We start from the raw sequence: 13028 nt of genomic DNA on the forward strand, positions 1-13028 counted from the left end.
GTGCACGAGCAGACGACGACGGCACGACGACGCGAGCTGATGCGGCGGATGATGGCGGAGGCCGGGCTCGGCCCGGACACCGCCGGACTCGCCCCCCGGGGATCGGACGGGCCGGCGCCCCTGTCCTACGCGCAGCAGAGCATGTGGCTCCATCATCGCTCGTTCCCGGACAGTCCCGCCTACAACGTCTGCCTGCTGATCCGCATGTCGGGGACGCTCGACGCGGGTGCGCTGCGGGAGGCCCTGCGCGGGCTGATCCGGCGGCACGCGGTCCTGCGCTCGGTGTACTCGGACGCGGGCGACGGTCCCGTGCAGGTCGTCACCGACGACGACGCGCTGGAGCTGACGCCGGTCGCCTGCGCGGATGCCGGCGCGCGGGCCGCGGAGCTGGCGGCCGTGCCGTTCGAGCTGGAGCGTGAGCGGCCCATCCGGCTCGAACTGCTGAAGCTGGACGGCGACGACCAGCACGCCCTGGTCCTCGTCGTGCACCACATCGCGTGGGACGGCATGACGTGGGGCTCCCTGTCGCGCGACCTGTCGGCCCTCTACCGCGCGGCCGTGACGGGGGAGCCGGACGGGCTGCCGCCGCTGGACGTCCAGTACGCCGACTACGCCGAATGGGAGCAGCGGCGCCCTCTCGACGAGGACGCCCTCGCCTACTGGCGCGAGCGGCTCGACCCACCGCCGGCGCCGCTCGATCTGCCCGCCGACCATGCGCGGGGCGCCGCCGTGTCCGAGCGCGGCGGGCGGCGGGCGCGGCGCTTCGACGACGCCGTGACCGAGGGGATGCGGAAGCTCGCCGCCGAGGAGAACCTCACCCCGTACATGGTGATGCTGGCCGGATACGCCGTCCTGCTCCACCGGTACACGGGCGCCGTCGATGTGGCGATCGGGTCGGCGGTGATGAACCGGGAGCACGCGGAGGTCGAGCGGCTCGTCGGCAACTTCGGCAACACGCTGGTGATGCGGACCGACCTGTCCGGCGCGCCGACGTTCCGGGAGGCGCTGCACCGGGTCGGCCGGACGGTCACCGGAGGCTTCGCGCACCAGTCGCTGCCCTACGACCGCATCGTGCAGGAACTCCGACCGGCGCGGGGGCGCGGGCGGTCGGCGTTCTTCGACACGATGCTGCTGTTCCTCGCCCAGGAGATCGGCGAGCTGGACCTGCCCGGCGTCGTGTCGAGCTGGACGCACGTCCACAACGGCACCACGCACTTCGACCTGTCGCTGGAGGCGTTCGTCCGGCCGCAGGGCATGACGGTCGAGGCGACGTTCCGCCGCGAGCTGTTCGACGACGCGCGCATCGACGCGCTGCTCGGGCACCTGGAGACGCTCCTCGGGGACGCGCTCGCCGATCCCGACCGCCCGATCGGCGCGCTCGAGCTCATGGACGCGGGCGAGCGCGCGCTGATCGAACGCGCCAACGCCACCGGTCGAGACCTGCCGGACACCGATGTCGTCGCGTTGTTCGAGGAGCAGGCCGCGCGCACCCCGGATGCCACTGCCGTTGAGGCGGGAGACCGGTCCCTCACGTATGCCGAGCTGGACGCACGCTCGTCGGCGCTCGCCGCACACCTGAGGGCGCGGGGTGCCGGGCCGGAGGCCGTCGTCGCGCTGGCGCTGCCGCGCACGCCTGATCTCGTTGTCGCGCTGCTGGGCGTCTTGAAGTCGGGAGCCGCCTATCTGCCGCTCGACCTCGACCATCCGGCCGACCGGCTCGCCTACATGCTGGACGACGCCCGGCCCCTCTGCGCCATCGTCACGGCCGAGACCGCGAACCTGCTTCCCGGCACCGCGAGCCTCCTCGTGCTCGACGGCCCGCTGGAGGACGTCCCGGCGGTGCCGTCCTACCGGGCGCGGAAAGACGACCTCGCCTACGTCATCTACACCTCCGGCTCGACCGGACGCCCCAAAGGCGTGGCCGTCCCGCACGGTGCGCTCACGAACTTCCTGCTGGCGACGCGCTCGCAGCTGAACCTCGGTGCCGCCGACCGGCTCGTCGCGGTCACGACCATCGCGTTCGACATCGCGGCGCTGGAGCTGTTCGCGCCGCTGATCAGCGGCGCGGCCGTCGTGCTCGCCGGGCGGAAGGACGTCCGCGACCCGGCCGCGCTCGCCGTGCTGCTGGCGGACGCGACCGCCGTCCAGGGCACCCCGTCGCTGCTCGGCACGCTCGACCCGGCCGCGCTGAAGGGGCTGCGGGTCCTCGTCGGCGGGGAGGCGCTGCCCGCCGACCTCGCCGAGTCGCTGGAGGCGTCGGCGTCGCTCGCCACCAACATGTACGGGCCGACGGAGGCGACGGTCTGGGCGACGTCCGCGGATCTGCCCGCGTCCGGCATCGGCGGGCCGTTCTGGAACACGCGGGCGTACGTGCTGGACGCGGCGCTGCGTCCCGTCCCGCCGGGCGTTCCCGGCGAGCTGTACCTGGCGGGGGCGCAGCTCGCCCGCGGCTACGCCGGCCGCCCCGACCTGACCGCGGAGCGGTTCGCCGCCGACCCGTTCGGTCCGCCCGGGTCCCGCATGTACCGGACGGGCGACCTCGCGCGGCGTGCCCGCGACGGGTCGATCGAGTACCTGGGCCGCACCGACGACCAGGTGAAGATCCGCGGGTTCCGGATCGAACCGGCGGAGGCGCAGGCGGTGCTCGCGGCCCGGCCGGGCATCGCGCAGGCCGCCGTCGTGGTCCGCGACGACAGGCTCATCGGGTACTACGTGCCCGAGGGCGCCGTTGACGAGGCTTCACTGCGCGATGCGCTCGCGCGGGCGCTGCCCGAGTACATGGTGCCGTCCGCGCTCGTCGCCCTGGACGCGCTGCCCCGCACCGTCAACGGCAAGCTCGACCGCGCCGCGCTCCCCGCCCCCGAGGCCCCGCTGGCCGGTGGGGTCTCGGGACGGGCCCCGCGCGACCCCCGCGAGGCCGCGCTCTGCGCGATCTTCGCCGAGCTGCTCGGCGTCGACGGGATCGGCATCGACGACGACTTCTTCGCGCTCGGCGGGCACTCGCTGCTGGCCACGCGAGTGGCGGCCAAGGCCCGCGCGGTCCTCGGCGGGTCGCTGTCCATCGCGGACGTGTTCGAGGCGCCGACCGTCGCCGCGCTCGCGCCCCGGCTGGTCACGGCGGAGACGGTGCGCGTCCGCGACGTCGCGCGGCCCGAGATCGTCCCGGCGTCGGCGGCGCAGCGCGGGCTGTGGCTGGAGGAACGGCTGCGCGGCCCGTCCTCCTCCTACGCGCTGCCACTCGGCCTCCGGCTCCGCGGCCCGCTGGACGAGACCGCGCTCGACGCCGCGTTCGCCGACGTCGTCGCCCGCCACGAGGCGCTCCGCACGCTGCTCGTCGAGGGGCCGGACGGGCTGCCCGTCCAGCGCATCCTGGAACCGGACGTCCCCGTGCACCTCACCGTCGCGGCCACCGAAGGGGAGGCCACCCGCCACGTCTTCGACATCGGCCGCGACCTCCCGATCCGCGGCAGCCTCATCCGGAACGGCGACGAGGACTGGTCGCTGATCCTCCTCCTGCACCACGCCGCCGCCGACGAATGGTCGTTCACACCGCTGCTCGCCGATCTCGCGCGCGCCTACGAGGCCCGGCGGGACGGGCGCGCGCCCGGCTGGGAGCCGCTGCCCGTCCAGTACGCCGACTACGCGGCCTGGCAGCGCGACGGCGCGCCCGACGTGTCCGCGCAGCTCGACTACTGGGAGGAGGCCCTGGCCGGGCTGCCGGAGGAGACCGTCCTGCCGTTCGACCGGCCGCGTCCGGCGGAGGCGAGCCACCGCGGCGGGCTCGTCCCGTTCCGGCTCCCCGCCGCCGGGGCGCGGCGGCTCGCCCGCGACACCGGGACCAGCGTGTTCATGGTGCTGCACGCCGCCGTCGCCGCGCTGCTCCAGCGGTCCGGCGCGGGCGACGACGTCGCCGTCGGGTCGCCCATCGCGGGACGCGCCGACGAGGACCTCGCCGACCTGGTCGGCGTGTTCGTCAACCCGCTCGTGCTGCGCACCGACCTGTCCGGCGACCCGACGTTCGCCGAGCTGCTCGACCGGGTCCGCGCCGCCGACCTCGCCGCGTTCTCCCACGCCGACGTCCCGTTCGAGCGGGTCGTGGACCGGCTCGCGCCCGAACGCTCCCTGGCCCGCAGCCCGCTGTTCCAGGTGATGATCGTCCACCAGCGGCTGGACGACGTGCGCCTCGCGCTGCCGGGCGTCCGCGCGGAGCCGTTCCTGCCGGAGACCGGCGGCGTCAAGTTCGACCTCGACGTGTACTTCGCCGAAGGCGACGACGAGATCGAAGGGTTCGCCGCCTACGCCACCGACCTCTTCGACGCCGCGACCATCCAGCGGCTTCTGGACGGGCTCGACGACCTCCTCACCCAGGTCACCGCCGACCCGCACCGGAGACTGTCGTCGCTGGGCGCACCCGTCGAGCACCCCGACACGGCGTGCGAGTTCCCCGTGCGGACGGTCGCCGCGCTCATCGAGGAGCAGGTCGCGCGGACGCCCGCCGCTACCGCCGTGATCTTCGGCGACACCGCCCTGACCTACGCCGACCTCGACCGCCGCGCGGAGGCGCTCGCCGACCGGCTCGCCGCCGCCGGGGCCGGGCCCGAGCAGGTCGTGGCGCTGGCGCTGCCGCGCTCGGACGAGTTCGCGGTCGCGCTGCTCGCCGTCCTCAAGACGGGCGCCGCGTATCTGCCGATCGACCTGTCGTATCCGCCCGCGCGCGTGGAGGCGATGCTGGACGCCGTCCGCCCCCTCCTCGTCCTCGGCCGGGACGAGCCGCCCCTGGACGCGCCGCCCCGCGAACGGCCCGACCTGCACCCAGAGCACCCGTCGTACGTCATCTTCACCTCCGGCTCGACCGGGACACCGAAGGCCGTCGCGGGCACGCAGCGCGCCCTCGCGAACCGGCTCGCCTGGGGCGCAGACCTCGCCGGGCCCGGTGGCGGCATCCGCGTCGCGAAGAGCTCGCCCGCGTTCATCGACGGCACGACCGAGCTGCTCGGCGGACTCGTCGCCGGGGACACGGTCGTCATCGCCGACGACGCGACCGCCACCGACGCCGTCGCGCTCGCCGAACTCATCGAGCGGCACGGCGCGCGGCTCGTCACGCTCGTCCCGAGCCTGCTGGCCGCGCTGGTCGACAACGGGCTGCCGTCCTCGGTCACCACGTGGATCAGCAGCGGGGAGGCGCTGCCCGCGGCGCTCGCCGAGCGCGTTCCGGCCCGGCTCGTCAACCTCTACGGCTGCTCCGAGGCGGCGGGGGACAGCCTCATCGACGAGGGCGGCGGGCTGTTCCCCATCGCCAACACCCGCGCGCACGTCCTGGACTCCGCGCTCCGCGAGGTCCCCGTCGGCGAGCTGTACCTGGCGGGCGACGGGCTCGCCCGCGGCTACCTCGGCGACCCGGGCCGCACCGCCGAGCGGTTCGTCGCGGACCCGTTCGGGCCGCCCGGCTCCCGCCTCTACCGGACCGGCGACCGCGTGCGGCGCCGCCCGGACGGCGGGCTCGACTTCCTCGGCCGCGCCGACGAGCAGCTCAAGATCCGCGGCTTCCGGATCGAGCCGGGCGAGGTCGAGGCCGCGCTCGCCGCCCAGCCCGGGGTCCGGCGGGCCGCCGTCGCCGCGCACGGGTCACGGCTCGTCGGCTATGTCACCGGGGACGTCGACGCCGAGAACCTCCTCGACCGGCTCCGCGCGCTGCTGCCCGGCTACCTCGTCCCGGCCGAGCTGGTCGTGCTGGACGCGCTGCCCCTCAACCCGAACGGCAAGGTCGACCGGCGCGCGCTGCCCGAGCCGGGACGCCCCGCCGCCGGACGGGCGCCCGCCACCGAGCCCGAACGCGTCCTCGCCCGGCTCGCCGCGACCGTCCTCGGACGCGACGCCGTCGGCGCCGGCGACGACTTCTTCCGCACCGGCGGCGACAGCATCAGCGCCGCGCTCCTCGTCGCCCGCGCCCGCCGCGCCGGGCTGTCCCTCACCGTCCGCGACGTGTTCAAGCAACGCACCGTCGAGGCCCTGGCCCGGACGGCCGCGCCCGCCGTCGCCGCCCCGTCGCAGGCCGCTGAGCAGACGGGGGAGCTGCCGCTCTCGCCGCTCCAGGAAGGGCTCCTCTTCCACCTGATGATGGCCGGGGAAGGCCACGACATCTACGTGCAGCAGGCCGTGGTGACGCTGTCCGGGCCGGTCGACCCGGCACGGATGGCGGACGCGGTGCGCGCCGTCCTGGAGAAGTACCCCAACCTCCGGGCCGGGTTCCGGACGGACGGCGACCGCACCGTCCAGTTCGTCCCGGCGAACTTCGACACCCCCTGGACGCACGCCCGCGTCGCCCCGGAAGACCTCGACGCGTTCATCGACGCGCAGCGCGCCGAGCCGTTCGACCCGGGCCGGCCGCCGCTGATCCGGTTCGCGCTCGCCACCGTCGCGGACGACGACCACCGCCTGATCCTCACCTCCGAGCTGATCCTGCTGGACGCCTGGTCCGGCGGCCTCCTCGTCGCCGCGCTGCTCGACTCCTACACCGACCCCGCCGCCGCGGCGGCCCGCCAGGTCCCGTCGTTCCGCACGTTCCTGGACTGGGTGACCGGCCGTGACACCGGCGCCGCCGTGGCGGCGTGGCGGCGCGCTCTGGGCGGGTTCGACGAGCCGGTGCTCGTCCGCCCCGACCTGGTCGACCGGCCGGCGGAACGCGCCGCCGCGGCGGAGCTGCACCGCGCGCTGCCGCCGGGGATCCCCGAGCGCCTGGACGCCGTCGCCCACGACCGCGGCGTCACGCCCGGCACCGTGTTCAAGGCGGCGTGGGGCCTGGTCCTGATGGGCCTCACCGGACGCGACGACGTCGTCTTCGGCGAATCGGTGTCCGGCCGCCACCCCGACGTGGACGGCGTCGAGGCGATGGTCGGCCTCCTGTTCAACACCGTTCCCGTCCGCGTCCAGGCCGGGCCGGCGGACGCGCTGACGACCGTGCTCGACCGCGTCCAGGCCGCCCAGCTGGACCTGTTCGACCACTCCTTCGTCGCGCTCGGCGAGATCCAGCGCGCCACCGGCCTCGGCACGCTCTTCGACACGCTGTTCGTCTTCCAGAACTTCCCCGGCATGCCCACCGGCCGCGACTTCGGCCCGGACGGCGCACTGCGCGTCCTCGGGCGCGAGATCCGCGACGCCGCCCACTACCCGCTCACCATGGTGGTCGAGCCGGGCGCCGGGCTGCGCGTGATGTACCGGGGCGACGCGTTCACCCAGGCCGAGGCCGAGCGCATCACCGACCGGTACGTGCAGGTACTGCGGACGCTCGCGGAAGCACCGGAAACGCTCTACCAGCGCCTCGACCTGCTCCTCCCAGACGAGCACGACCGCCTGCGCCGCGACCGCGACCAGACGACGCACCACGTCCCGGAGGAGACGGTGGCCGAGCTGCTCGCCGCGCGCGCGGCGGAACGGCCCGGTGACCTGGCCCTGGTCTCGCTGCCGGACGTCCGGCTCACCTACGGCGAGCTGGACGCCGAGATCAACCGCCTCGCGCGGCTGCTGCTCGCGCACGGCGCGGGCCCGGAACGGATCGTCGCGCTGGCGCTGCCGCGGTCCGCGCAGATGGTCGTCGCGCTGTTCGCCGTCCTGCGCACGGGCGCCGCCTACCTGCCCCTCGAACTCGACTATCCGGCCGACCGGCTCGACGTCATGCTCGACGACGCCGCACCCGCGTGCCTCGTCTCGCACCGCGACATCGCCTCAGGCCTGACGCACCCCGGCGTGACCCTCGCGCTGGACGACCCCGACACGGCGCGCACGCTCGCCGCCCTCCCCGGCACCGCCCTCACCCCGGACGAGCTGCCCGGCTTCGCCCCCGGCACCCCCGGCCGCCTCGACCATCCCGCCTACGTCATCTACACCTCGGGCTCCACCGGACGTCCCAAGGGCGTGGTCACCCCGTATCGCGGCCTGACCAACATGCAGTACAACCACCGCGCCAACATCTTCGACCCCGTCGTGGAGTCCGCGGGGCGCCGCCTCCGCATCGCGCACACCGTGTCCTTCTCCTTCGACATGTCGTGGGAGGAGCTGCTCTGGCTCATCGAGGGCCACGAGGTGCACGTCTGTGACGAGGACCTGCGCCGCGACGCCGAAGCGCTCACCGCCTACCTGGCCGAGCACCGCGTCGACGTCATCAACGTGACCCCGACCTACGCACAGCAGCTGCTTGACGAAGGTCTACTCGACGGCGAGCACCGGCCGCCGCTCGTCCTTCTCGGCGGCGAGGCCGTCCCCGCCTCGGTGTGGGACCGGCTCGCGCAGGCCGACGGCGTCCTCGGCTACAACCTGTACGGGCCGACCGAGTACACGATCAACGCGCTCGGCGGCGGCACCACCGACAGCGCCACCCCGACCGTCGGGAAGCCGATCTGGAACACGCGCGGCCACGTCCTGGACGGCGCGCTGCGGCCCGTCCCACCAGGCGCGCCCGGCGAGCTGTACCTGGCGGGCGCGGGGCTGGCGCGCGGCTACCTCGGCCGTCCGGACCTCACCGCCGAGCGGTTCGTCGCCGACCCGTCGGGGCCGCCGGGCGCCCGCATGTACCGGACGGGCGACCTCGTCCGGGTCCGCGCGGACGGGAACATCGACTTCCTCGGCCGCACCGACGACCAGGTCAAGATCCGCGGCTACCGGGTCGAGCCCGCCGAGATCGAGAACGCCCTGGCGGCCGAGCCCGGCGTCGGGCAGGCCGCGGTCGTCGCCGCCCCCACCGGCGTGCCCGGCGTCAAGCGCCTGATCGGGTACATCGTCCCGGACGGGACGCGCGAGGGCGCGGTGGCCGAGCAGCTCGCCGAATGGCGCCAGATCTACGACGCCGAGTACACCGAGATCGGCACCGTCGTGCACGCCGAGGAGTTCGCCGGCTGGAACAGCAGCTACGACGGCGCACCGATCCCGCTGGACCACATGCGCGAATGGCGCGCGACGACGCTCGACCGCATCCGCGGGCTCCGCCCCCGCCGCGTCCTGGAGATCGGCGTCGGCGCCGGGCTCATCCTCACCCGCATCGCACCCGAGGTCGAGGAGTTCTGGGGCACCGACTTCTCCGCGCCCGTCATCGCCAAGCTGCAGCACGACCTCGGGAGCGACTCGCCTGTGCGGCTGAGCTGCCGGCCGGCGCACGACACCACCGGCCTGCCCGAGAACCACTTCGACACGATCGTCATCAACTCGGTGACGCAGCACTTCCCTGGGCCCGCCTACCTCCAGGACGTCGTCACCAAGGCGATGCGGCTGCTCGCGCCCGGCGGGGCGCTGTTCATCGGCGACGTCCGCGACCTGCGGACGGTGGCGTGCCTGCACGCCGCGGTCCAGCTCGGCCGCGGCGGCGACCTGAAGGCGGTGGAACGTGCCGTCCGCATGGAGAAGGAGATGCTGCTCGACCCCGCGTTCTTCACCGCCCTGGACGGGGCGGCGCGGGTCGACGTCCTGGCCAAGCGCGGCACGAAGCACAACGAGCTGACCCGGCACCGCTACGACGTCGTCCTGTGGAAGGACGAGCCCGCCCTCCCGGACGCCCCCGTCATCGACTGGAGCGGTCCGGAGACCCTGGACGGCAGGCCGACGGGGCCCCTCCGGGTGCGGCGCATCCCCGACCCCAGGCTGTCGGGCGAGGTCGCGGCGCTGCGGCTGCTGCGCGACGGGGCGTCGCCGGACGAGGCCCGCGCGGCCCTCGCCGCGCCGCCCGAAGGCGTCGAGCCGGAAAGCCTGTACGCGCGGTACCCGGACGTGGTGCTCACCCCCTCTGACCAGATCGGATGCTACGACGCGGTGTTCGGCGGCGGCGCCGCCAACCTGGCCGCCGCGCCCGGACGCGTCCCCGCGTCCTACGCCAACAACCCGGTCGCCGCCCGCGACCACGGCGTGCTGGCGGCCCGCGTCAGGGAATCGCTCAAGGGAAGGCTGCCCGGCTACATGGTGCCGAGCGCGATCATGACGCTGGACGCGCTGCCGCTGACCGTGAACGGCAAGCTCGACCGGCGCGCCCTCCCCGACCCGGGGCGGGACGGCCCGCGCCGGGCGGGACGGCCGCCGCGCACCCCCGTCGAACGGGTCCTGTGCACGCTGTTCGCCGAGATCCTGGACGCCCCCGGCGTCGGCGTCGACGACGGCTTCTTCGACCTCGGCGGCCACTCGCTGCTCGCGACGCGGCTCGTCGGGCGCGTCCGCGCGGCGCTCGGCGCGGAGCTGGCGATCCGCGAGCTGTTCGAGGCGCCGACCGTCGCGGAGCTGGCCGAGCGCGTGCACCGCGGCGCCGCCGCGCGGGACCGGCCCGTCCTGGGACCGAGGGAGCGGCCCGAGCGGCTTCCGCTGTCGTCCGCCCAGGCCCGCCTGTGGATGCTCGACCAGCTGCTCCGCGAGGACGACGGGCCGCGCGGCGCCTACCACCTGCCGCTCGCCGTCCGGCTGCGCGGCGACCTCGACCGCGCCGCGCTCGAGGCGGCGATCGGCGACGTCATCGCCCGGCACGAGAGCCTGCGCACCGTCTTCGGCGAGCACGACGGCGTCCCCTACCAGCGGATCCTTCCCCCGGACGAGGCGCGCCCGGTCCTGGAGGTCGCGACCTGCGCGCCCGAGGACGTCATCGCCCGGCCGTTCGACCTCGCCAAGGACATCCCGCTGCGGGTCGCGGTGTTCCCCGAAGGGGAGCGGCGGCATCTGCTGCTCGCCGTGTTCCACCACATCGCGTTCGACGAGTGGTCGTTCGGGCCGTTCGCGCGCGACGTCGCCGAGGCCTACACCGCGCGGCTGGACGGCCGCGCCCCCGGCTGGGAGCCGCCGCCCGTCCAGTACGCCGACCACGCCCTCTGGCAGCGCGAGCTGCTCGGCGACCCGCTCGACCCCGGCAGCGTCCACGCCCGGCAGCTCGACCACTGGGCGCGGGCCCTCGCCGGCCTCCCCGAGGAGATCCCGCTGCCGGCGGACCGGCCGCGTCCCGGCACCGCCGGGCAGCGCGGCGGAACGCTGACCGCCGGCTTCCCGCCCGGCCTCACGCGGCGGCTGCGCCAGGTCGCGCGCGACGCGAACGCCAGCATGTTCATGGTCTGCCAGTCCGCCGTCGCCGCGCTGCTGCACCGTGCGGGCGCGGGCGACGACGTCCCGCTCGGCAGCCCCGTCGCCGGGCGCACCGAGCAGGCCACCCGGGACCTCGTCGGCTTCTTCGTCAACACGCTCGTGCTGCGCGCGGACGTGTCCGGCGACCCGTCGTTCGGGGAGCTGCTCGGCCGCGTCCGGGAGGCCGACCTCGCCGGGCTCGCCCACCAGGACCTGCCGTTCGAGGCGGTCGTGGAGGCGCTTCGCCCGCGCCGCGTGCCCGGACGCAACCCGCTGTTCCAGGTGATGGTCGGCTACGAGAACCAGGGCGCAGGGGACGTGCGCTTCCCCGGCCTGGAGCAGCAGGAGGCGCTGTTCGGGCCGGGCGCGGCGAAGTTCGACCTGGACTTCATCTTCCGCGAGGGCGCGGACGACCTGCGGCTGATCGTCGACTACTCCGCCGACATGTTCGACGAGGGCACGGTCGCCGCGCTGGCCGACGGGCTCATCGCGCTGCTGGACGCCGTCGCCGCCGACCCCGGCGTGAAGGTGAGCGCGCTGCCCGCCCCGCGGACGCCCGCCGCCCGGACGCTGACGGCCCCGGACCCGGACGGGACCGCGGCCCGGGACGGCGGCGGCGACGACCGGGAGGCGGTCCTGTGCCGCATCTTCGCCGAAGAGCTCGGCGTCCCCGAGGTCGGCCCGGAGGACGACTTCTTCGATCTCGGCGGCCACTCGCTGCTCGCGATGAAACTCGTCCGGCGGATCAGGAAAGAGCCCGGATGCGAATCCGTGAAGATCGCGGCCCTATTGACCGCGCCGACGGTGAGGGGGCTCATACGGGCACACCCATTGCATGGTTAGGTGAGCCTAACCTAAGATTTCGCTCGATCACCCCCTGGAATTCTGGAAGGACACCGGTCCCTCAATGCGCACCATAATGCGGCGAATGGCGGTTACCGCCGCGCTCGTCCTGACCCTGGGCATGGCCGCCGCGTGCGGCGACGACGAACCCGCGGACGACGCCTCGGGCGCCAAGGCGGGCGCCGGGGCGTTCCCGGTCACGATCACCCACAAGCTCGGCACCGCGAAGATCGAGTCCGCGCCGAAGCGGATCGTCGCCCTCGGCGAGATCGACCAGGACGCGCTGCTCGCCCTCGGCGTCAAGCCCGTCGCCATGGCGGAGCTGACCGGCATCCAGCCCGACGGCCTCACCCCCTGGACCGCTCCGAAGCTGACCGGTGAGAAGCCGAAGCTGCTCAAGGCCGGGGAGGCCGGGTTCAACCTGGAGGAGGTCGCGGCGCTGCGTCCCGACCTCATCCTCGCCGCCGGCGACTTCTACATCGACAAGGGCTACGACAAGCTCTCCAAGCTGGCCCCGACAGTCGCCTACCAGTCCGGGCCCGCCGAGGACACCTGGCAGCAGATCACCCTCCAGGTCGCCAAGGCCGTCGGCCGCACCGAGGCCGGGACGGCGCTCGTCGCCGACGTCGAGAAGAAGATCGCCGCGGTCAAGTCCGCGCACCCCGAGCTCAACGGCACCGAGTTCGCGTTCACCAGCGTGTTCCCGAACGGGAACATCGGCGTGATGAAGGCCCCCACCGACACCAGCGTCAAGCTGCTCAGCCAGTTCGGCATGGTGCTGCCCGAGCCCCTGAAGAAGCTGCCGGGCGAGGGCTTCGCCGCGGAGCTGAGCATGGAGAAGGTCTCCGTCCTGGACGTGGACGTCCTGCTCAGCCACTACAACGACGACCCGGCCACGCAGAAGAAGATCGAGGGCAACAAGCTGTTCGCCGACCTCGCCGTCGTCAAACGCGGCTCGTACGTGGCGCTCGACCTGAAGTCGTTCTGGCCGCTGCGCACCCCGACCCCGCTGGCCGTCCCGTACGTCATCGAGCAGATCGTGCCGAAGATCGCCAAGGCCGCCGCGGCCAAGCCCGCCTGAGGCCCGCCAGATGCCGGAGGAGCGC

2 protein-coding genes are annotated in these 13028 nt (G+C 74.4%); both read left to right on the forward strand.

Going from position 1 to position 13028, the window contains the following annotated elements; all coding sequences use genetic code 11:
• Window positions 1–11922, forward strand: coding sequence for an amino acid adenylation domain-containing protein (locus ACH34S_RS22270; RefSeq protein ID WP_395954660.1), 11922 nt, complete (start codon window positions 1–3; stop codon window positions 11920–11922).
• Between the two features lie 85 nt (window positions 11923–12007).
• Complete coding sequence (locus tag ACH34S_RS22275; protein WP_395954662.1) at window positions 12008–13003, forward strand: iron-siderophore ABC transporter substrate-binding protein; 996 nt, start codon at window positions 12008–12010, stop codon at window positions 13001–13003.
• The last annotated feature ends 25 nt before the right edge of the window (window positions 13004–13028 follow it).

It is taken from the genome of Actinomadura sp. 3N508 (assembly GCF_044326375.1).
GTDB lineage: Bacteria > Actinomycetota > Actinomycetes > Streptosporangiales > Streptosporangiaceae > Spirillospora.